At 70.6% G+C, this 20,483-nt stretch carries 16 protein-coding genes and 1 tRNA gene; 6 read left to right on the forward strand and 11 right to left on the reverse strand.

All coding sequences use genetic code 11. The annotated features are described in order from the left end of the window. Positions 1-31: 31 nt before the first annotated feature. The 3 genes from WMF27_RS00115 to WMF27_RS00125 all read right to left on the reverse strand — a co-directional run bounded on the left by WMF27_RS00115 (position 32) and on the right by WMF27_RS00125 (position 4,166). The gene (locus WMF27_RS00115; RefSeq protein WP_437762309.1) at positions 32-1,918 is read right to left on the reverse strand and encodes a serine/threonine-protein kinase; all 1,887 of its coding nucleotides are present in this window, start codon (positions 1,916-1,918) and stop codon (positions 32-34) included. A gap of 183 nt (positions 1,919-2,101) precedes the next feature. Further along, positions 2,102-2,956, reverse strand: coding sequence for an HAD family hydrolase (locus WMF27_RS00120; RefSeq protein WP_437762308.1), 855 nt, complete (start codon positions 2,954-2,956; stop codon positions 2,102-2,104). Between the two features lie 10 nt (positions 2,957-2,966). Continuing rightward, the gene (locus WMF27_RS00125) at positions 2,967-4,166 is read right to left on the reverse strand and encodes a class I SAM-dependent rRNA methyltransferase (RefSeq protein WP_437762307.1); all 1,200 of its coding nucleotides are present in this window, start codon (positions 4,164-4,166) and stop codon (positions 2,967-2,969) included. Between the two features lie 236 nt (positions 4,167-4,402). Here WMF27_RS00125 and WMF27_RS00130 point away from each other — a divergent pair, with 236 nt between their 5' ends. Together WMF27_RS00130 and lnt are read left to right on the forward strand one after the other, a co-directional pair. Beyond that, positions 4,403-5,308, forward strand: a complete 906-nt coding sequence (locus WMF27_RS00130) for an outer membrane beta-barrel protein (protein ID WP_437762306.1) — start codon at positions 4,403-4,405, stop codon at positions 5,306-5,308. A 111-nt stretch (positions 5,309-5,419) separates the two neighbouring features. Beyond that, complete coding sequence (gene lnt, locus WMF27_RS00135; protein ID WP_437762305.1) at positions 5,420-7,183, forward strand: apolipoprotein N-acyltransferase; 1,764 nt, start codon at positions 5,420-5,422, stop codon at positions 7,181-7,183. Here the strand turns inward: lnt and WMF27_RS00140 are convergent. From WMF27_RS00140 to WMF27_RS00160, 5 genes are all read right to left on the reverse strand, one after another. Continuing rightward, entirely contained in the window at positions 7,170-7,478 is a 309-nt protein-coding gene (locus WMF27_RS00140) for an HU family DNA-binding protein (RefSeq protein ID WP_012232661.1), read from the reverse strand. The genes lnt and WMF27_RS00140 overlap by 14 nt on opposite strands. A 121-nt stretch (positions 7,479-7,599) precedes the next feature. Further along, on the reverse strand, positions 7,600-8,163 hold the full coding sequence (gene ybeY, locus WMF27_RS00145) for an rRNA maturation RNase YbeY (RefSeq protein ID WP_437762304.1): 564 nt from the start codon (positions 8,161-8,163) through the stop codon (positions 7,600-7,602). 7 nt (positions 8,164-8,170) lie between these two features. Then, the gene (gene fsa / locus WMF27_RS00150; protein WP_437762303.1) at positions 8,171-8,821 is read right to left on the reverse strand and encodes a fructose-6-phosphate aldolase; all 651 of its coding nucleotides are present in this window, start codon (positions 8,819-8,821) and stop codon (positions 8,171-8,173) included. 137 nt (positions 8,822-8,958) lie between these two features. Beyond that, entirely contained in the window at positions 8,959-11,994 is a 3,036-nt protein-coding gene (gene secA, locus WMF27_RS00155; RefSeq protein ID WP_437762302.1) for a preprotein translocase subunit SecA, read from the reverse strand. Positions 11,995-12,313: 319 nt separating this feature from the next. After that, a tRNA-Leu gene (locus WMF27_RS00160) sits at positions 12,314-12,398 on the reverse strand. A gap of 543 nt (positions 12,399-12,941) precedes the next feature. On the opposite strand from WMF27_RS00160, the gene WMF27_RS00165 reads away from it, so the two are divergent. Continuing rightward, on the forward strand, positions 12,942-13,562 hold the full coding sequence (locus WMF27_RS00165) for a response regulator (RefSeq protein WP_437762301.1): 621 nt from the start codon (positions 12,942-12,944) through the stop codon (positions 13,560-13,562). Here WMF27_RS00165 and WMF27_RS00170 read toward each other — a convergent pair. Beyond that, a complete protein-coding gene (locus tag WMF27_RS00170; protein ID WP_437762300.1) occupies positions 13,516-14,277 on the reverse strand; it encodes a Crp/Fnr family transcriptional regulator in 762 nt (253 codons plus the stop codon). The genes WMF27_RS00165 and WMF27_RS00170 overlap by 47 nt on opposite strands. Before the next feature lie 342 nt (positions 14,278-14,619). Here WMF27_RS00170 and rpoN point away from each other — a divergent pair, with 342 nt between their 5' ends. From rpoN to WMF27_RS00185, 3 genes are all read left to right on the forward strand, one after another. Beyond that, positions 14,620-16,140: an RNA polymerase factor sigma-54 gene (gene rpoN / locus WMF27_RS00175; protein WP_437762299.1), complete on the forward strand. Its 1,521-nt coding sequence runs from the start codon at positions 14,620-14,622 to the stop codon at positions 16,138-16,140. A gap of 62 nt (positions 16,141-16,202) precedes the next feature. Next, positions 16,203-17,195: a hypothetical protein gene (locus WMF27_RS00180; protein ID WP_437762298.1), complete on the forward strand. Its 993-nt coding sequence runs from the start codon at positions 16,203-16,205 to the stop codon at positions 17,193-17,195. 89 nt (positions 17,196-17,284) lie between these two features. Then, positions 17,285-18,283: a hypothetical protein gene (locus WMF27_RS00185; protein WP_437762297.1), complete on the forward strand. Its 999-nt coding sequence runs from the start codon at positions 17,285-17,287 to the stop codon at positions 18,281-18,283. Between the two features lie 54 nt (positions 18,284-18,337). Here WMF27_RS00185 and WMF27_RS00190 read toward each other — a convergent pair whose 3' ends face one another. Together WMF27_RS00190 and pgeF are read right to left on the reverse strand one after the other, a co-directional pair. Next, positions 18,338-19,600, reverse strand: a complete 1,263-nt coding sequence (locus tag WMF27_RS00190; protein WP_437762296.1) for a bifunctional nucleoside/nucleotide kinase/histidine phosphatase family protein — start codon at positions 19,598-19,600, stop codon at positions 18,338-18,340. A 9-nt stretch (positions 19,601-19,609) separates the two neighbouring features. Continuing rightward, positions 19,610-20,422, reverse strand: coding sequence for a peptidoglycan editing factor PgeF (gene pgeF, locus WMF27_RS00195; protein ID WP_437762295.1), 813 nt, complete (start codon positions 20,420-20,422; stop codon positions 19,610-19,612). Between the last annotated feature and the right edge of the window lie 61 nt (positions 20,423-20,483).

Below are 20,483 nucleotides of genomic sequence, written 5' to 3' on the forward strand. Positions count from 1 at the left end.
CGATCTCTGGCCGGGCTTCGGGCGGTTGGAGCTAGAGGCTGATCTCGCAGGCGAGCTCGGAGGTGAAGCCGAGCTCGCCGAGCGTGATCGTGACCTTCACGCCGCCGCCGGACGCGCGGCGCGCTGTCTCCTCGACCATCCCCACGACCCACAGCCGGAGCGGCAGTGAAGCAGGGTCGAAGTCGCCGATGTGGAGCGTGACCCGCCCGGTCGGGCCCGTCGCCACGCGCCACGAGCCGAACGTGAAGAGCCGCGACCAGATGGAGGTCCCGCGGCGCATGAGCGACGCGATGTCGGTCAGCGGGCGGGCGAACAGCGTGCGCACGAGGCTGTGCAGCTCGCCGCCCACGCCGAGCCTGCCGATGTCGCGCCAGCGCTCGAGATCGCGCAGGACCAGCGATGTCGCGAGCTCCATGTAGGCGTCGAGCGCCTCGAGATCGTACCCGACGAGCGCGTTGATCGAGTCGTGCTTGAAGTCGTCGGCGTAGCGGAGCGGCATCTGCGAGACGACCTCGTCGCGCGCGCTCCTCCCGTACTCGTCCACGATGGTGCGATCGACGCTCCGCAGGACGGGGCCGCGCACATGGTACTGCCCGGCGAAGCGCGCCGGCAGCGGCCGGACCGGGGTGACGTTGGGCCGCCGCGTGTCGCGTGTCCGGTTCATCAGGGCGCCGAAGTCCGCGCTGCGGACGGTCGGCTCGGCCCGGTGCCCGAGGTCGGCGCTGCGCACCGTGGGCAGCGACTCGCCGCGCTGCGAGAGCATCGTGGGCTCCGAGCCGCGGCTTCGCAGCGCGTTCGAGAGCGTCACGCCGGGCGCGGGCTTCGCTGGCTCCGAGGACGACGGCCGCATCCCGGGCGGCGCCTCGGTGACGCGCCCCCCCGGCACGATCGACGGCGAGATGCGCATCGGCGGGGGGTTCATGTCGAACCCCGGGCGCGATCGATCGCGCGAGGACGAGAGGCGATCGCGCTCGTTCTCCGGGGCGTTCCCCAGGCTCAGGGCCATCCGCCGCTGCACGTTGATCAGCCTGCCGAGCGCCGTCGTCCGCCGCGGCGGCTCAGGCGCGACGCGCTCGAGCTCGCGGACGACGTCGCCGGCCGTCTGGAACCGCTTCGCGGGATCTTTTTGCAAGAGCCGCTGCACGATCGCCTCGAGCCGCGGGTCGACGGTCACGCCCGCCGAGGCGAGCGTGGGCACCTCGGCGTGCACGACGCGGAACGCGGTCGCCACGGCGGTCGGCGCGCGGAACGGCCGCGTGCCGGTGAGGACCTCGTAGAGCAGCACGCCCACCGAGAAGAGATCGCTCCGGCCGTCGAGCGGCGACTCCCCCGTGGCCTGCTCGGGCGACAGATAGTCAGGCGTCCCGAACACGACGCCCGTGCGCGTCCGCGGCGACGGGCCATCGGAGTCGAGCACCTTGGCGATGCCGAAGTCGAGCAGGCGGACGACGGCCGAGCCGCGGCTCGGATCGAAGGCGATGAAGATGTTCTCGGGCTTGAGATCGCGGTGGATGATCCCCGCGCGGTGCGCGGCGTCGAGCGCCTCGAGCACCGGGATCGCGACGCCGACGGCGGCCTCCATGTCGAGGCGACCGAAGCGCGCGAGCGCCATGCCGAGCGACTCGCCGTCGAGGTGCTCCATCACGATGTACGGACCGAGCTCGCCGACGCCGGCGTCGATCACGTCGACGATGTTCGGGTGGCGGATCCGGTTGACCGCCTGCGCTTCCTGGAAGAAGCGGTGGGAGAGCTCCGAGTTGTCCGCCAGCTCTGGGTGGAGGAATTTGATCGCAACGGCGCGACCTGCGAGCACGTGCTCCGCCCGGAACACGTCGCCCATGCCGCCCCCGCCGATGCGCTCCGCGAGGCGGTACTTGTTGTCGACGAGGAGGCCGGGGGTCGGGGGTCGAAACGCCATCTGCTGCCGCTGGCGGGCGAGGGACCAACGTCATGGTCCCCGAGAACACGCGCCCCTGTAAAGGGTTGGGAGGCACGGCCCTCCCGAAAGACCGATCCTATTCCTTCAGTGCACGCCGCGGCTAGCTTACCTGCGTCAGGTGTGGGGCGGATCGCAGCGCGAAGTGACTTGCGCGCGGCAAGATCACGGCTCGGGTGCATTCTTCCGCAGTTCGGCGATCTGCTGGGCGATCTCCGCGAACCCGCGGCCCATGGGGAGGGACGCCACGAACTGCGGCGGCACGGACAGCTTGCCGAGGTGGGCGCGAACGTTGGCCACCCCGAAGGTCAGCACAAACGCGGCGAAGGCGACGCCGTCGTTGCCGCTGTCGCCGACGAACGCGTAGCGGTGCCGCGCCCGGGTGGGATCCTCGCCGAACCGAGCGGAGAGCAGGCGCATAATCCCCGTGGCCTTGTCGGACGGCTCGCGCGTGAGGTGGAGGTGGACGCTCGACAGCAGCGTCCTCACCCCCCGCTCGCGCAGCTCGGCGCGCATCTTCTGCACGTCTTCCGGCGGGACATGCCGGTGCTCCCCGATGTCGATGGTAACGTCGGTCACCCTCTGGTCGTTGTCGTCCGCGAGCGCCGCCGCCGGAAAACGACGCACCATGTCATTGGCGAGCCCGATGAGCTCGGCTCGACGGGCTCGCCGCGTCTCGCGGTCCAGGTCGTCGAGCGTGACGACGCGGCGCGCGCCGGCGCGCGGGGCGTGCCCTCCTCGATGGCCGGCGACGTCGCTTTCCTCCTCACGGACCAGCGCGACGGCTCCGTTTTCGACGATCGTCGCGTCGATCGGCCACTGCCGCTGGAGCACCTCGCCCCAGCCGGCGGGCCTGCCGGTGCAGGCGATGAGCGCGAGCCCCGTCTCGCGTAGACGGAAGAGCGCTGCGTACGCCGCCTCGGTGAGGGCGCCGTGATCCAGCACGGTGTCGTCGAGATCGAAGATCACCCCGGCGAGGGCGCGCGCGGCGTCGGGAGGCAGGAGGGAGAGCGGCTTCATCGGGCGATCGTCAGAGCGCGTCGATGCGCGCGATGAGGCTCTTCAGGTAGAGCCCCTCGGGGAAGGCGGCGGGGACGGGGTGATCCCCTCCCTGGAAGTGCCGGTCGAACACCGCGGCCTGCATGCGCGCGTCGCGCGCGCCGAGCGCGAGCACCCGGGTCAGATCGTCGAGGCTCACGGCGCTGGAGCAGGAGCAGAGCACGAGGACGCCGCCCGGGCGCGTGGCCCGGCACGCCCCGGCCGCGAGGCGCCGGTACGCCATGAGCGCGGCGTCCTTGGAGGCGCGCGTGCCTGCGAGCTTCGGAGGGTCGCAGATGACGAGATCGTAGCCCGCCTGCCTCGACGCGTTCTGCAGCGCCTTGCGGGCGTCGTCGCGCGTGAACTTGATCCGGTCGAGGAGCCCGTTCTCCCGCGCGCACTCCGCCCCGACCTCGATCGCCGTCGCGCTCTCGTCGATCGCGAGGACCTCGCTCGCCCCGCCGCGGGCCGCCGCCATGGCGAACGTGCCGACGAAGCAGAAGGCATCGAGCACGCGCCGGTTGTGGGCGAGCTGCTCGACGCGGGTCCGCAGCGTCCGCTGGTCCAGGTAGAACCCGGTCTTGTGGCCGAGCGCGAGCGGGATCGCGTACCGCAGCCCCCGCTCGACGAACCGGAGCTGATCGAGCGCGGGGTCGCCGCGCACCACGCCCGCGTCGGCGGTGAACCCCTCGAGCTTCGCGAGGGATTCCGGCGTCCTGTCCACGATCGCGCGGGGCGAGAGCGCCGCCTGGAGGGCGTCGAAGATCACCCCTTCGCGGCGCTTGATCCCGATCGTCCCGAGCTGCACGACCACCACGTCGCCGAACAGATCGACGATGAGCCCCGGCAGGCCGTCCCCCTCCGCGTGGATCAGCCGGAAGGCGTCGGTCTCATGGCCAGGCGCCCGCGCGGGCAGGCCGAGCTCGCGGCGGTGCGCGATGGCGCGCTCGATCCGGTGCCGGAACAGGGCCGCGTCGATCGGCCTGTCCTCGCGCGTGTACATGCGCACCGGGATGGCCGAGCGCGGGGTGTAGAGCCCGCGCCCGAGCACGCTGCCGTAGGGGTCGGTGACGACGACCTCGTCCCCGGCCACCGCGCCGCCCTCGATGCGCGCGATCGCCTGAGCGAACACCCAGGGATGCCCCGACCACACCGGCCGGACATGACCCTGCTTCAACGTAACCGTAGGCATGATGGAACCCGATTGGTCTCGATGTTGGCAGGGCTCCCGACGCGGGCGACCGCGCCGTGACCTTTGCCGTGGGAGCTAGTACCCTGCGGAACGGCGCGCGTGTGAACCTTCCGCCACAGCGTGCCGTGGCGGCCGATGCACGCCGGCGTGCTGCGTGGCCATGGTGACGACGATCCCGCAAGATGGTCGATGGCATCCCGGTTGCTAACCTCCCTGCACCGAAGAGGAGTCGCCCGATGCGCCGTTGCTTGACCCATGTCCTTGTTGCTGTGGCGATGACCGCGCCGATGAGCGCGTTCGCGCAGGAGGACAGCAACTGTCCTCCCGGCGCGTGGTTCTGCGAGGAAGTGGAGCCGCCTCGCGATCCCGCCGCGGAACCGCCGCCTGCCGAGGCCGCGCCTGCCGAGGCGCCGCCGCCCCCGCCCCCGGCCAGGGGGGCCGCCCGCCGGGCCCCGCCGGTCGTCGTCTACGAGACCTCGCCGTCGGGCCCGCCTCCTCAGGTGATCGTCGTGACGCCTGGGGCAGCCCCTCCGCCGCGCGTGATCGTGCGCCGCGTGGCGCCCCCCGCGCCGCCTCCGCCGGTGAAGCGGCGCTGGCGGCGCCACTGGGGGATCAACCTCCGCATGGAGGGCGTCATGTTGGGGCGCGAGCAAGGCGGAGCGGAGGACGCCGGCATGGGCGGCGTCGGGATCAGCCTGCGCTACCGGCCCGTCCCGGCGTTCGCGCTCGATGCAGGCGCCGACTTCCTCGCGGGCACGGACTACAACGGCGACCAGCGGACCGAGGTGCCGCTCTCGCTGACCGGGATGCTGTTCGTCAACCCGCGCAGCCGCACCCAGTTCTACTTCATGGGCGGCCTGAACATCGCGCACGCCGAGGTCGATCGCGCCTCGAGCGAGGTCGCGGCCGGCGGCACCGAGTTCGCTCCGGACACGGAGTACGACTATTTCGGCGCGCACGGCGGCATCGGCCTCGAGTTCCGGCTTTCCCCCCGCATCGCCCTGAACGTCGATGCGCTCGGCTTCGTGCGCAGCCGTACGGACGACGGGCTCGTTCCCGAGTTCACGGATCCCGACTCCGGCCGGACGACCAACACGTCGGGCGGGGGGCTCTTCCGCGGCGGGCTCAGTATTTACTGGTGAGCGGCTCGTCATAGCCTCCCGTCCACCCTGACCGCGCGGTGTTCGCGTCCGTTCTGCTCTCGACCAGCCGGTCGCGGTCCGGACCGTCTCCACGCGGTATAACGCCGCATCGTGCCCCAGGCCTCGATCATGCGCGCGCTCCGTGGCCGCGCCCCGCTGTTGCTCTCCCTCGCTGGCGGCGCGACGTTCGCCCTCACGGCGCCGCCGACGGATCTGGTCCCCGCCGTCATCGCTGGCCTCGCTCTGCTGGCGGCCGCCGTCCACGACGCCCCGACGATCTGGCGCGCTTTCGGGCGCGGCGCGCTCTGGGGAACGGCGGCGGGCGTCGTGGGCCTGCGCTTCGTGCCGGAGGTCATCCAGCGGTTCACGCCCCTCGGCTCGGCTGCCTCGTACCTCGCGCTGGTGCTGCTCGCGGCCGCCCAGTCGCTCGTCTGGGCGATTTGCGGCGGCATCACGAGCGCGCTCATCCGGCGGCTGCGCGCTCCCCTCGAGCTCGCCTTTGCGACCGGCGTGTTCGCCGCCGTGGCCATCCCGACCGTCTTCGGCTGGACTCCTGCGGGTCTCATGAGCCCCTGGCCCGCGCTCGTGCAGCTCGCCGACCTCATCGGCGAGCGGGGCGTCTCCGTGCTGTTCGCCGTCGGGGCGGCCTTGCTCGCCCGCGCTGGCCTGGCCGCCTCGGGGAGGGCGCCGGGCGGGCGGCCGCTCGAGCGCGCGCCCGCCCAGGAACCGCGGCCCACCCGCCTTCGGTTGCTCCGCGCGATCCTCTACCCGGCGCTCTCGAGCGCCGCGCTGTTCGGGCTGCTCGCGGCTCACGGCGCGGTGCGGATGGCCGCGGTGGAGCGCGCCAGCGCCGGCCTGCCAGCCGCGCGCGTCGCGCTCGTCAACCAGGCGATCGGGCCTCACGAGCGCTGGCAGACGAAGAACCACCCGCGGATCCTGCGAACCCTGCACGAGCTCACCCGGGAGGCCGAGGCCGGCGGCGCAGAGCTCACCCTCTGGCCCGAGGCGGCGTACCCGTACCCCCTCTCGCACAGCGCCCGGCAGGCGCCGCGCGGCGGTCGAGCGATCCTGGGGCCCGGCATCCGTGGCCCGATCCTCGCGGGGCTCATCACGCAGGCGCCGCCCGTGAAGGCCGCTGACGGCGTCGAGGAACGGAACAGCTACAACTCCGCGACCCTCGTGCTCCCCGATGGGAGCATGCAGCCGACGCAGGACAAGCTGCAGCTGCTCTGGTTCGGCGAGACGGTCCCGGGCGGCGCTTACCTGCCCTGGTTGCGGCGCATCTTCCAGAAGAGCGGCGGGCTCGTCCCGGGCGCGGAGCCGCGCGCCCTCACGTTGCCCCGAGAGCACGGGCCCGCGCTCCGGATCGGGGTGCTCAACTGTTACGAAGACACGCTCACCGGGGTGGGGCGGCGGATCACCGGGGCGCTCGCCCCGAACCTCCTCGTCAACATCACGAACGACGCCTGGTTCACCGGGAGCGCCGAGCCCGAGCTGCACGCGAGGCTCGCGGTCATGCGCGCCATCGAGCTGCGCCGCGATCTCGTGCGGGCGGTGAACCTCGGCGTCGTGTCATGGATCGACGCCCGAGGCGTGGTGCGCAGCCGCGATGAGAGCGCTGCGCCGGGGGTGACCTTCGCGACCCCCTCGGTCAGGGACACGCCGCTGACGCTCTACACCCGCCTGGGCGACGTCCCGATGGCGTTGCTGCTCGCCTTCGCGAGCGTCGCTTGCGCGCTCCGGGCGCGACGCTCCACAGCGAAGGCCCCGGGCGTCAGCTCGGGGGCGCGAGCGCCTGCGGGGCCCCCGGAGCTCGCGCCGCCCGATGCGGCGACGCAAGCTGCGGCCACGGACGCGCCGCTCAGCCGTCCTTGAGCGCCTTGACGGGCGCCGCGCGGAGCTTGCGGCTCGCCGGCTTGCCCTTGATGGTCATCGGCTGCTTCGTGAACGGATTGATGCCTTCCCGGTCCTGCGTGGCCGGGATCTCCTTCGCCTTGATCTTCACGAGGCCCGGAACCGTAACCTCGCCCGGCCCCTCCGGACCGAGCTCCTTCTTCACCAGCTCGCCGAGCGCATCGAGCACGCTGGCCACGGACTTCTTGTCGAGGTGGGTGGCCTCAGCAAGACCGACGATCATCTGGGCCTTGGTCAGCTTGTTCGAACCGGGCATGTTTCCTCCAAGTCGAAAGGGGGCGTCCGTTTAACAAGCGAGGTTTCGCCTCGCAAGCGATAAGTCATCACCCCCCCGTCTTCTTTGGCCTCGCGTTTGGCCTCGCGGTGCCGCAATGCGGTTAAATTCCAGTATTACTGTTGCTTCGCGACGCCGCCGCGACCTCGAGCTCCCGGGTCAAATCCGTCATTTCTCGTTCTTCTGCGTCGGTCTTGTGGTCGTAGCCGAGCAGGTGGAGCAGGCCGTGCCCGAGCAGCATCGTGATCTCGTCGAGCAGCGGGCGATCGCGCTCGGCGGCCTGCCGCGCGGCCGTGTCGATCGAGACGATCACGTCGCCGAGGAGACCGCGCCATGCCGACGGATCCACGGGACCTCGCCGGCCGCGCCTGCGCGAGTTGGCCCCGTTCTGGTCGAGCATCGGGAAGGCGAGCACGTCGGTCGGCTTGTCCTTGCGCCGGTAGCTGCGGTTGAGCTCGTGGATGGCTCCATCGTTCACCAGGGCGACGGAGAGCTCCACGCCCTGCAACGCGAGGTGGGAGAGCATCTTGCTCGCCCGCCGGCGAACGACCGCCGTCGACACCCCCTTGAAGGGCCCTCCCTGCGTCGTGACGGACACGACCGCGGGGGCCGCCGGGCGGCTCCCGCGGCGCTTCGTCCCCGTGTTCTCCTTGCGCTTCTCGGCCACGGGATCGCTATACCAGCTCGGGGATCTTCTTCGCATCTGCCAAGAACTGCGCGAGCCCGACGTCGGTGAGCGGATGCCTGATCAGCTGCTTGATGACCTTGAGCGGCATCGTCACGGCGTGCGAGCCGATCATGGCGGCCTGCACGAAGTGGACGGGGTGCCGTACGCTCGCGGTGAGCACCTGCGTCGAGAACCCGTAGTTCCTGAAGATGGTCACGACCTGCAGGACGAGATCCATCCCGTCCCCCGCGGCGTCGTCGACGCGCCCGACGAACGGCGACACGTACGTGGCCCCCGCCTTGGCCGCGAGCAGCGCCTGGGCGGCCGAGAAGCAGAGGGTCACGTTCGTCTTGATGCCCTCGGAAGCGAAGATCCGGGCGGCCTTGAGCCCCTCGTCGATGAGCGGCACCTTGACCACCACGTTCCGGTGGATCTTCGCGAGCTCGCGACCCTCGCGGAGGATCGCGTCCTTCTCCACCGCCACCACCTCGGCCGAGATGGGGCCGTCGACCACCTCGCAAATCTCGGCGATCGCCCGCTTCGTCGGCTTGCCGGCCTTGGCGAGGAGCGACGGGTTGGTCGTGACGCCGTCGATGGCCCCCATCGACTGCGCTTCCCTGATCTCCGCGATATCCCCTGAATCGATGAACACCTTCATGATGCTGCCTCCCGGAACCGATGGATCGGCCCTCAGGCGGTGTTCATGCGGGGGTCAGATGCCGAGGAGCAAGGGCCTGACAGGGGCCCTCGCTGCCTCGTTTTGGCTGCCAGGCGGAGCGGGCAGGGGGCGCCGGCTCAGGCCGTCGCCTCGTCCTCACCGCCGTGGCACTTGTTGAACGGCTTGCCGCTGCCGCAGGGGCACTCCTGCTCCTGCATGACCGCAGGCTGCGGGAGCGCCGGGGCGGGGTTCGCGCCGATCGGGAGGGACTCGTCGTGCTGCGCGACCGCGTCGAGCAGCGCCGCGGCGTGCCGCTCGCGATCCGCAGCCTCGATCTGCGCCTCTTCCTGCTCGGCGCGCCTGACGTTCACGCTGAAGAGCTTCGTGACCACGTTCGAGGAGACGCGGGCCACCATGTTGACGAACATGTTGTAGCCCTCCTTCTTGTACTCCTGCTTCGGGTCCTTTTGCCCGTAGCCGCGCAGACCGATGCCGTCGCGGAGGTGGTCCATGTCGGTCAGGTGGTCGACCCAGGCCTTGTCGAGCTCCTCCAGGTAGAGGTGGCGGAAGATGCGCAGCGACAGCTCGACGCCGATCTCCTCCTCGCGCTTCTCGTACGCCTTCTCGGCGCGCTCGTAGAGCTCCCGCGCCAGCGTCTCCTGGTCGCCGATGTGCGCGACGTCGTCCGGCAGCTCGACGCCGAAGTGCTCGCGGAAGCCCTGGAAGATGCCGCCCCAGTCCCAGTCCTCCGGCGGCTTGCGGGCCGGGCAAGACTCCTCGACCATCGCGCCGATGATCCGGTCCATCAGATCGAGCAGCCGCTCGCGCTGCTCCGTGAGCGCCAGGGGCATGAGCTCGGAGCACTCGTCGTAGATCTCGAGGGCCTTGTCGGCGCGCGCCTCGAGCTCGATCTTCACGCCCCAGCGCGTGTAGATCTCGCGCTGCATGTTCTCGAGCTCGACGAACCGCTCCGTCTTCTCGAAGTCCTTTCGCACGATCTCGCGCCGGTTGCCGTCCGCGTCGAGCGGCATCACCGGGTCGTTCGCGAACATGCCGAGCAGGTAGCCGACGTCCGGGCGGACCAGCTCGACGATGGACGCGAGCGGCTTGATTGTCCGCTTCTCGCCCGTCGGCTTCCCCTCCTCGTCGATGATCTCGGGAGAGTAACGGCCGACGAGCAGCGACTGGCGCATGTCGTAGATCGTCTTGCGCTGCGCGCTCATGACGTCGTCGTACTCGAGCAGGTTCTTGCGGATGTCGAAGTTGCGCTCCTCGACCTTCTTCTGGGCGTTCTCGACGCTCTTCGTCACCCACGGGTGCTCGATGGGCTCGTCGTCGGGCATGCCCATCCGCTCCATCAGGTTCTTCACCCGATCTCCGGCGAAGATGCGCATGAGGTCGTCCTCGAGGGACAGGTAGAACTTCGACGTCCCGGGGTCGCCCTGGCGGCCGGCGCGGCCGCGCAGCTGGTTGTCGATGCGGCGCGACTCGTGCCGCTCGGTGCCCAGGATGTACAGCCCGCCGATCTCGCGGATCTCGTCGCCCTCGGCGGTGCACTCCTTCTTGATCTCCTCGACCAGGGCCTCGAACGCCTCGGGCTCCGCCTCGGGCTGGCGGTTCTGCTCCTTGAACTTGAGCTTGGCGAGCATCTCCGCGTTGCCGCCCAGGATGATGTCCGTCCCGCGACCCGCCATGTTGGTCGAGACCGTGATGGCCCCTTTGCGGCCCGCCTGCGCGACCACGTAGGCCTCGTTCTCGTGGTGCTTCGCGTTCAGCACGTTGTGCTTCACGCCCCGCTTCGTCAGGATCCGGCTGATCGCGGTGCTCTTCTCGACGCTCGTCGTGCCCACCAGGATCGGCTGGCCGAGCTCGTGCTTCTCGAGGATCTCGTTGATGACCGCGGTGAACTTCTCCTTCTCGGTCTTGTAGACGAGATCCTCGTAATCGACGCGGACCACCGGCTTGTTCGTGGGGATGATGACGCAGTCGAGCTTGTACGTGCTGTGGAACTCCGCCGCTTCCGTGTCCGCGGTGCCGGTCATCCCGGAGAGCTTCTTGTACAGCCGGAAGAGGTTCTGGAAGGTGATCGTCGCCATCGTCCGGCTCTCCTCCTGGATCCGGACGTTCTCCTTCGCCTCGACGGCCTGATGCAGGCCGTCCGACCACCGGCGCCCCGCGAGGACGCGGCCGGTGAACTCATCGATGATGAGCACCTTGCCATCGCGCACCATGTAGTTGACGTCGCGCTTGTAGAGCGTGTGCGCGCGCAAGCACTGGTTCAGGATGTGCAGCGTCTCGAGGTTCACCGGATCATAGAGGTTCGTGCCCTTGAGCACCTGGAGCGAGGCGAGCAGCCGCTCTGCCGTCTCCACGCCCTCGTCGGTCAGCGTCACCGAGTGCGCCTTCTCATCGACGGTGTAATGCTCCTCGTTCCGGAGCTGGGGGATCACCTCGTTGATCGTGCGGTACTTGTCGCTCGAGCGCTCCCCCTGCCCGCTGATGATGAGCGGAGTCCGCGCCTCGTCGATGAGGATGGAGTCGACCTCGTCGACGATCGCGTAGTGCAGCGGGCGCTGCGCGTACTCGAGCGCCGAGAACTTCATGTTGTCGCGCAGGTAGTCGAAGCCGAACTCGTTGTTCTGGCCGTACGTGATGTCGCAGCGGTATGCGTCGCGCTTCTCGGCGTCGCCCTGCTGGTTGACGACCACGCCCGTCGACAGGCCGAGGAAGCCGTACAGCTTGCCCATCCACTCGGCGTCGCGCCGCGCCAGGTAATCGTTCACCGTGACGACGTGGACGCCCTTGCCCTCGAGGGCGTTCAGATAGCAGGGGAGCGTCGCGACCAGGGTCTTGCCCTCGCCGGTGCGCATCTCGGCGATGCAGCCGTTGTGGAGCACCATGCCGCCGATGAGCTGCACGTCGTAATGGCGCATCTTGAGCGCGCGCTTCGACGCCTCGCGGCAGACCGCGAACGCCGGGACCAGGATGTCGTCCAGCGTCGCCCCATTGGCGAGCTTCTCCTTGAACTCCGCCGTCTTTGCTCGGAGCTGGGCGTCCGAGAGCTTCTGCAGCTCCGGCTCCATCCTGCCGATCGCCTCGACCCGGGGTCTCATGCGGCGGATGGCACGCTCGTGCGAGGTGCCGAAAATCTTCTTCATCGCCCAAGTGAACATCTTTACGTGCCTTGGCTCCGCGGCGGTGAGGTGAGAGGAGAGGGTCCGGCCGAGGAACGCGAACGTAGTCGCGCCGCGGGCGTCGCGCAATTCCAGGACCACGCGGTCGGCGACGCCGCCGACGCGATCCGCCCGAGGCTCCGCAGCCCGGGCCCCCGTCACCCGTTCGTCGTCGGATCCGCGCGGGGGATCCGCGGGGGCGAGCGCTGGCCCCCGCGCCGCGCGCCCAGCGGACCATGACCGTCCCGGGCCACCAGGGAGCCGCTCTGGGGCGGCGCGTCACGCCGCGAGGTGCTCGAGTCCTCCAGGCGTCAAGCCGTGGTGCACGAGGGGGGACTCGAACCCCCAAGCCTCCCGGCGCCGGAACCTAAAACCGGTGCGTATACCAATTCCGCCACTCGTGCGCGCGGACGCTTGTGGCACCCTACGCCAGCCTCATCAAGCGGGAAAATCAGTTTGCTGCGTTGCGCCGAACGCGTCAGGACGGGGCAGCGCGAGCGGCCTGGACATGTGGCCCGCGGTACGTCGAGCCTGGAGCAACCGGCGGATCGGCGCACCGCGCCGGCTTGGAGGGGTCGCAAACCTGGGCTGGCCCGTGCGCACGAACCGCCCACCGACGGCCAGCGACGCGGTGGGCAAGCCGACAGGGTGGGGGGGCGCTCTTCGTCGGGGCGGAGAGGCGCCGCGGAGGGAGCGCGAAATGGGCACAGCGCCGGCCCCGGGGCCGGCGGGGCAGCCTCACCGGCAGCGACGCTCGAACGAGCGCGTTGCCGCCGAGAACAGGGGAAACGAGGCCCAGGCGGCGGCGGCGCCTCGCCTTCGGCACGTGCGTTGCGAAGGGGGGACCGTCCGCGGACGCGGATGCCGCCGCTGAACGACGGAGGGGCGCGCTCGTCGCCGTCCTCGTCGATGCGGCGCAATTCGACTGCAAGCCGCAGGGATACCCGATGACGTACCAACCGAACGTTCTCCTCCTCGATCAGGACCATGTCCTCCGGAGGGCCACGGCGCTCCTCCTCTGCAACCGCGGCGCGCTCGTCAGCCCGGCCGCGACCCTGGAGGAAGCGATCTCCCTATCCCGCGAGCGCGTCTACGACGTCGCGCTGATCGATCTCGCCCACGGAACGAAAGGCGCCCGGGAGATCCTGGGCCGCCTGCGGCGCGAGGGCACGATGCCCCGGCGGGTCATCTTCTGCGCCGACGAGCCGGTCTCGTGCGACGGCACGGACGACGTCAGCGAGGTCCTGCTCAAGCCGTACGCCTTCGGCCGGCTGCTCAGCACGATCTTCGTCGACCTCAGCCCCCGGCCATCCACGCAGTCCGGGATCTTTCCTCGCCTCCGTCTGGTCCAGGGTGAACGCGCCGACCTGGAGGGGAGCCGCCCGAGCGCGCCTGGCGCTGCGGCGGGTGTAGAAGGCGTGGAGGGCCACCCCGCCGAGCGGCGCACCGTCATCGAGCCGAACGGCGCCGCGGTGTACCGGCTCCAGCGCAGGTCGCGCAGCGGCCCCGCCGGGCGGACGCTCAGGCCGTCGCGGCGAGCACCTCGAGGTGCTCGCCATCCCGGATGACGATCCGCCGCCGCTCGAACGCGATCAGGCCGGCGCGCTTCAGCTTGCCCAGCAGCAGGGTGACCGTCTCGCGGGTGGACCCGATCAGCAGCGCGATGTCCGCGTGCGTGAACGGAGCCGACACGAGCTGGCCGGCGGCGTGGGGCTGCCCCCATCGCCGCGCGGCGGCGCGGAGGAACTCGATCAGGCGCGCTTCGACCGTGCAGAGGAGCAGGGAGCCGAGGCGCGCCTCGGTCTCGAGCTTGCGCGCCACGAGCGCCGCCGCGAGCGCGCCTCGGAGCGCTGCGTCGGAGGCGAGCTGCCGCTCGAGGCCGGCGAGCGGCACCACGAGCGCGTTCCCCTCGTCGAGCACCGTCGCGCCCTCGGAGGAGACCGTCGCGCCCGCGAGCGCGCCCTCGCCGACGAGGTCGCCAGGCCCGCGGTGCCCGAGCGGGACCACCCGACCGTCGGCGACGCGCTCGACCTTCACGCGACCCGCACCGATCAGGAACAGGTGCCTCGGCGGCGCGCCCTGCTGGCAAACGCACTGCCTGCGCGCGAGCCGCTCGACCCGGCCGAGCTCGAACAGCACCCGCCGGCTCGGTGAGGCCAGCGAGGCGAGGGGTGAGCGAGACAGGATCCGCTCCTTCTCGAGATCCTGCGAAGCCCCGCCGCGCACGCCCTCCACCTCCATCCCGTGCCCGTGCGTAGGTCCGCGCACCTTCGGCTTTCCCATCGCGCCTTCGCCCAACCTTTCGGGATTTCAAGCCTCCCGATCGTCGGCCGATAGTGCAACGATCGGCAGATGGGGGCCAATCCGAACTGGCTGGGGGCAGAGCTCCGCGCGGGGCGAAAATCTACCGCGGCGAAGGCTGAAACCATGTTCAGCGGCATACGATGCAAGCCTTGCGCTATTTTTTGGTGCAGACGTGAAAGCAAGACCCGGGCCGCTGCCCCGTTCGATGCTACGTTGGGGGTGAGGCCACCAATGAGACACTCGATGGCACGAACCTCGCGCAATGCCCCGGCCCCCGTTCGGCGGGTGGCGCTGGCGGCGAACTGAGAGAAGGAGCTCCTCATGGGCATGGAGATGAAGCTCCAGTTCAAGCTGTCGCAGCAGCTTGTGATGACCCCGCAGCTGGTGCAGGCCATCCGGCTGCTGCAGCTCTCGCGGCTCGAGCTGGTCGACGAGATCAGGAAGGAGCTGGACGGCAACCCTGTCCTCGCGGACGACATGACCGACCCGAAGGCGCGGGACGGCGACAAGGGGGATCAGCGGGGGAGGAACGCTGACCTGCCGACGGAGCAGCGGCTCGAGAACGGCGAGCGGTTCGACCGAGACACCGACATCGCGGCGCGCGAGACGGAGAAGCGGGTCAAGGAAGTGGACTGGGAGCAGTTCCTGGAGAACAGGCAGCTCCAGCAGGCCATGCCCGCGCACCGGGGCGGCTTCGAAGAGCTGCCGCCGATCGACCAGAACCTGACCAAGCCGTCGAACCTGCGCGACCACCTGCTCTGGCAGCTCCAGATGAGCGATTTCGTCGAGAACGAGCGGCAGTTTGCGCTGCTCGTCATCGGCAACCTCGACGAGAAGGGGTACCTCGACCTCAAGGGGGGCGAACGTCCGGACGGCACGAAGGGGCCCGACCTCAGCCTCGTGGATCTGGCGCGGGAGGCGGAGCTCCACCCCGAGGACGCCGAGGAGGTGCTGTCGATGATCCAGCGCTTCGATCCGGTCGGGGTCGCGGCCCGCGACCTGTCGGAGTGCCTGCGGGTGCAGGCGGAGGTGCTCGGCTTCGACGACATCGAGATGGCCATCATCAGGGACCACCTCCACAACGTGGAGCGGCGCAACTTCCCCGCGATCGCGAAGGCGCTGAAGATCCCGCTGGAGGACGTCTACGACGCGGTCCAGGAGATCCAGAAGCTGGAGAGCGTGCCGGCGCGCAACTTCGCCGAGGTCGACGAGAAGACCATCGCCATCACCCCGGACGTGTACGTCATCAAGGACGGCACCCAGTTCGTCGTCACCGACAACGACAAGGGGCTCCAGCGGCTCTACATCAACGAGAACCTCGCCCAGCGGATGCTCAGGGACCCGAAGGCGAAGGAGTTCATCAGCGAGAAGCTCCGGAGCGCGCAGTGGCTGATCCGGGCCATCGAGCAGCGGCGGCGCACGATCATCAAGGTGACCGAGTGCATCGTCGAGAAGCAGCGCGAGTTCCTGGAGCGCGGCGTGGGCTACCTGAAGCCCATGATCCTCAGGGACGTCGCCGAGTCGGTGGGCATGCACGAGTCCACCATCTCCCGCGTGACGTCGAACAAGTACGTGCACACGCCCCAGGGGCTCTTCGAGCTGAAGTACTTCTTCAACTCATCCATCCACAGGGTCGCCGACGAAGACATCGCCTCGGAGAGCGTCAAGCAGGCGATCAAGAAGATCATCGTGGCCGAGGACAAGTCGAATCCCTACAGCGACCAGGCGATCGTCAAGATCCTCGAGGAGACGGACGGCATCAAGATCGCCCGCCGCACCGTGGCCAAGTACCGCGAGATGCTCGGCATCCTGAGCTCGTCGAAGCGCAAGAAGATGTTCTGAGCCGCGGCGGCCGGCCGCGGTCGCCCGCCCCTCTGCCACGCCGATCCTCACGGCCCCGAGCCATGCCCGCCGAACCGATCACGGCCGCCCAGATCTTCGAGCGCTTCTTCGCGCCGCACTACCCGCCCGGCGCGCTCGCCGACCTGGCAGGCGTGCGCTCCACGGACGCGAACCCGGCTGGAAACCCGTCGATCCTGGCCCAGATCGACCACGCAGCGGAGGTGTTCGCCCGCCTCGCGCCCGCGGCGTTCGGCGCGCCCGATCTCGGGCTCGACTTCTCCGATGCGTCGGTCCACCGGCTGGGCGCGGCGCTGACGCGCGAGCGGCGCGACGCCTGGCTCGCGCCGGCAGGCGGTCCTTCCGGCGCGCGCGGATCGAGCGGCGCGCCGGCGGCGAGCGCGGGCGGCGAGCCTCCCATGCTCGTCACCCTCGTGACGCACGGGGCGCTCTACGTCGGGGCGTGCGTCGTCAAGAATCACGGCGGAACATGGCAGGTCCGGAGGCCCCTGTGGGAGTCGCTGGTCCGGCTCGAGTCGAGCGCAGGGACGGGCGATCTCGCGATCTTCCAGTGGTGGCTCAAGGCGCTCAGCGACGAGGAGATCGGTCGCGGCAGGCTCGTGGATCGCTACCGCACCCACGTGGAGGTGCCGACGTTCGACGCGGAGCGGCTGCCGATCCTCGCCGCGGGCGACCGGCGGATCCCGAAGCTCGCGAAGGTCCGTTACGACACGCTCTACAAGCACCTCCGCGCGCACCTGCCGGAGCTCAGGTCCGTGGGCGACGATTTTCCGTCCCCGGAGCGCTTCGAGGAGCTGGGCTTCAAGAGCATGGAGTTCGCGCTGCTCGGCGGCGGGCGGATGCTCCTCATGCACGGGGCGACCGCGGACGGGGTGCACCTGCTCTGGCTCGACGCGAACGGCTTCGTGAAGTCGCTTTACTACCCGGCGGACAGCTTCCCCGCCCACGTGCTCCAGATCGAGGGCCAGAAGATCCGGGTGATCGTGCCCGTCCGCGGCGAGAGCCAGGTGCACGAGATGCTCTGGTGGGGGGCGTAGCCGTGCGCCGGCAGGCGGCGCGCGCCGGGCTGGCGACGCGCTCCGGGGTGACGCTCGCGCAGCGAGCGCGCCGGCGGTAGGCTCGCCCCGTGCTCTCGCCCGACGTCCGCTTCGAGGGGTTCACCGCGACCGACTGGGTTCGCGTGCTGTCGTTGTTCCGGCCCAGGCGCACGGTCATCGAGGAGCGCGAGGTCGGCCGTCCGCGCGGAGGCGTCGTCGCGGTCCACGCGGGCGGCAAGCTCAGGAAGCTCGTGCACACGGACGCGGGCCGGCTCCGGATCGACGACGCGCAGCGCGCCCTCCCGCTCTCCGCGGAGGAGCTCGCCGCGAGCCACCACGCGAGCTGGGCCGCCGTCATCGAGGCGGGCGTCCTCGAGGCCATCGTGGAGCGGTTCGGGGCGCGGGTGCGGCGCGGCGACGATCTCATCGGCCAGTCGCTCCTGCTGTTGCAGCTCGCCCGCGAGGAGCTCCTCGCCGGGAGGATCGATCTCTGGCCGGCGAGGCTGCGCGGCGTGCCGATGCCCTCGGCGGGCGTCGTGCGCGGCACGCTGGAGTCGCTCGCCGGGGTCGGCAAGACGGTGGTGATCGGCCTGTTCGAAGGCGGGGAGCTCTGGACGAGCGTCGCGCTCCGCCGCGACGCCCGCGGGATCAACCTGATCCTCGGGCCGGACGAGGTGCGGGAGGACATGGGGCTGCTCGCGGGCGACTGGCGCCGCGACTACCGGCACCTCTCGCGCGCCATCGAGGAGCGGGCAGGGGAGCTGTCGCTCGGTTGCTTCGCGGAGGCGGAGACGATCCGGCAGCTCGAGGTCGACCCGAGCCCGGGCGCCTGGGCCAGGGCGGTCGCGGTGCGCGACGTGATCCTCGCGCCGGTGCCGGCGGCCCTCGCCATCCCGCTCGGGATCGACGCGGGGCGCGCGGCGCTCAGCGCGCTCCGCGCGCTCGTGGAGCGGATCGACCCGATGGGGATCGTGGCGCCGGCGGTGCGGGCGGTGCTCGAGCGGGCCGGCACCGACAGCGACATGGCCGCGATGCTGCCGTTCCACCCGCTGGAGCTCCTCCGCAAGCTGATCAGCCGGGATCGCTGAGCCGGCGCGGCCCCGCCGCAGCGCGTCCCGCACCTCCAGCGCGGCCGCGCTGCCTCAGGGGTGCGCGGTGCTCGAGTCGCCGCCCTGGACGGCGGGCGCGAGCTGGAAGCGGCGCTCCTCGCAGGCATACGCCGTCGGGGTCAGCTCGATGACGGTGTGCAGCGGGATCGGCAGCGTCGGACACGAGGGCGCGGGGCGATCCACGAGGTAGGCGTAGAGCGCGCGCAGCACCGCCTGGTGGCCGATCACGAGCACGGGCGAGCGCTGGCGCTCGAGCTGGATGATCAGCGGGTCGAGGCGCTGGATGACGTCCTCGTACGACTCGCCGCGCGGGTAGCGGTAGCGGAACTTGTCCGCCGCGCGCGCGTTGAAGACCTCGGGCATCTGCTGGCGGATCTCCTCGTACGTCATGCCCTCGCAGACGCCCGCGTCGATCTCGTCGAGGGCGCGCCAGGCGACGTGGTTCTGCGTCATCGGGCGCGCGGTCTGGATGGTGCGGCGCAGCGTGCTCGTCCAGACGTTGACGTGCTCGTCGCCGGCGCGCTCGTGGATGAACGCGGAGAGGTTCTTCGCGTACTCGTCGCCGCGCGCGCTGAGATCCGAGTCGCCGCCGAGCAGCCCCTTCTCGTTGAACACGCTCTCCCCGTGGCGGGTCAGCCAGATCGGGTGCGGCGTGAGGTGCATGTTCATCAAGAGCGGGACGAGGCGCGCCGGCAGGTAGCCGTGGATGCGGTTCAGCACGACCTGGCGGCCGACGTCGATGATCTTGATGTAGCTCCGCTCGGGCTCGCCGAGCGGCTCGTACGCGCGGGCGTAGTGCGCGATGCGCGCGCGGAAGTCGCGCAGCGCCGCCTCCGGGTCGACGCCCTGGTAGTCCGGCGAGCGGAGCTTCGTCTCGCGGACGTTGGTCTCAATGATCGACTCGTCGTTGCAGATCGACTCGATGAAGACGACCGGGAAGCCGTGCGCCTGGCAGCGCTCGATGACGAGGTTCCGGCGAGCGCGCGTGCTGTTCGTGGCGTCGTAGATCGCCACCTCGCCGCCGGAGCTGAGCCAGCCGATGAGGTCGTCGAGGGCGGTCATCGCCATGCCGAGGAGCGCCTGGCGTCCCTCGGTGTTGTTGGGGTCGAAGAACTGGTGCGGCTGCGCGGTGCCGAGGTGCGCGCGGCGGTAGTTGCCCACGTTGAAGAGCCGCGTGGGGTGGCCTAGCCACGACAGGTACCGCGCGATCTTGCGGGCGATGGACGTCTTCCCGCGGGCGGGCAGGCCCACCATGGCGAGCACGATCGGCGAGGAGTCACGCGCGAGCGAGACCATGGGAGCGTTCTAGCCGATGACGGTACGGCCGGCGACGACGACGGAGAGCAGGCGGCCGCTGCGCTGTCCGTCGCGCCGGTACGAGAAGAAGCGGGCGGGGTCACACGCGGTGCAGCCAGGGACGTCCTCGACCGAGGCTGCGTCCAGGCCGACCTCGGCGAGCTGGGCCTTGAGGATGCGGCGGACGTCGACGCGCGGGCGCGCGCCGGGCGCCCCGCGGACGACGGCGGCGGCGCCCGCGCTGGAGCACGCGGCGAGATCGGCGGCGACGTCGTCGCCGACCTCGAAGCAGCAGGCCTCGATGTGCGGGCCGATCGCCGCGACGAGATCCGCGCCGGGGCCGGCGAGCGAGCGGAGCGCGCGGGCCGCCTCGACCACGACCCGGCGGACGGTCCCACGCCAGCCGCTGTGGACCGCGGCGACGGCGCCGGTCCGGCGATCGGCGAGGAGGATCGGGGCGCAGTCGGCGCTGCGGACACCGCAGCCGACGCCGGGTACGCGCGAGAGGGTCACGTCCCCGATCTCGCGGACGACGTCGTCGCGATCCTCCTCACCGGTGAGGACCCGCGCCTCGACGCCGTGGACCTGGCTGAGGAAATAGAGCCGCGCGGCCGGGATGCCGAGGCGCCGCGCGGCGCGCTCCAGGTTCTCCCGGACGGCGGCGGGGTCGTCGCCGAGGGCGATGGCGAAGCTCAGGGTGTCCCACGGGGGGGCGCTGACGCCGCCGCGCCGCGTGAAGAAGGCGTGCGAGACGCCGGCGGCGGCGAGGAGCGGGCTCTGGAGCGCCTCGGCCGCCCCGGGGGCGTCGATTTTTACGGTCATTTTGGCTCCACGGCGGGATCCGATGCGTCGGCTGCTTCGGTCATAGACGATACGGGTGGGT

The sequence above is a fragment of the Sorangium sp. So ce281 genome (genome assembly GCF_051527395.1).
GTDB lineage: Bacteria > Myxococcota_A > Polyangia > Polyangiales > Polyangiaceae > Sorangium > Sorangium cellulosum_B.

Excerpts from the sequence above, each read along its gene's own strand:
- WMF27_RS00115 (WP_437762309.1), bottom strand. The coding sequence starts at position 1,918 with ATGGCGTTTCGACCCCCGACCCCCGGCCTCCTCGTCGACAACAAGTAC.
- WMF27_RS00120 (WP_437762308.1), bottom strand. The coding sequence starts at position 2,956 with ATGAAGCCGCTCTCCCTCCTGCCTCCCGACGCCGCGCGCGCCCTCGCC.
- WMF27_RS00125 (WP_437762307.1), bottom strand. The coding sequence starts at position 4,166 with ATGCCTACGGTTACGTTGAAGCAGGGTCATGTCCGGCCGGTGTGGTCG.
- WMF27_RS00130 (WP_437762306.1), top strand. The coding sequence starts at position 4,403 with ATGCGCCGTTGCTTGACCCATGTCCTTGTTGCTGTGGCGATGACCGCG.
- WMF27_RS00140 (WP_012232661.1), bottom strand. The coding sequence starts at position 7,478 with ATGCCCGGTTCGAACAAGCTGACCAAGGCCCAGATGATCGTCGGTCTT.
- fsa (WP_437762303.1), bottom strand. The coding sequence starts at position 8,821 with ATGAAGGTGTTCATCGATTCAGGGGATATCGCGGAGATCAGGGAAGCG.
- secA (WP_437762302.1), bottom strand. The coding sequence starts at position 11,994 with ATGTTCACTTGGGCGATGAAGAAGATTTTCGGCACCTCGCACGAGCGT.
- WMF27_RS00165 (WP_437762301.1), top strand. The coding sequence starts at position 12,942 with ATGACGTACCAACCGAACGTTCTCCTCCTCGATCAGGACCATGTCCTC.
- WMF27_RS00170 (WP_437762300.1), bottom strand. The coding sequence starts at position 14,277 with ATGGGAAAGCCGAAGGTGCGCGGACCTACGCACGGGCACGGGATGGAG.
- rpoN (WP_437762299.1), top strand. The coding sequence starts at position 14,620 with ATGGGCATGGAGATGAAGCTCCAGTTCAAGCTGTCGCAGCAGCTTGTG.
- WMF27_RS00180 (WP_437762298.1), top strand. The coding sequence starts at position 16,203 with ATGCCCGCCGAACCGATCACGGCCGCCCAGATCTTCGAGCGCTTCTTC.
- WMF27_RS00190 (WP_437762296.1), bottom strand. The coding sequence starts at position 19,600 with ATGGTCTCGCTCGCGCGTGACTCCTCGCCGATCGTGCTCGCCATGGTG.
- pgeF (WP_437762295.1), bottom strand. The coding sequence starts at position 20,422 with ATGACCGTAAAAATCGACGCCCCCGGGGCGGCCGAGGCGCTCCAGAGC.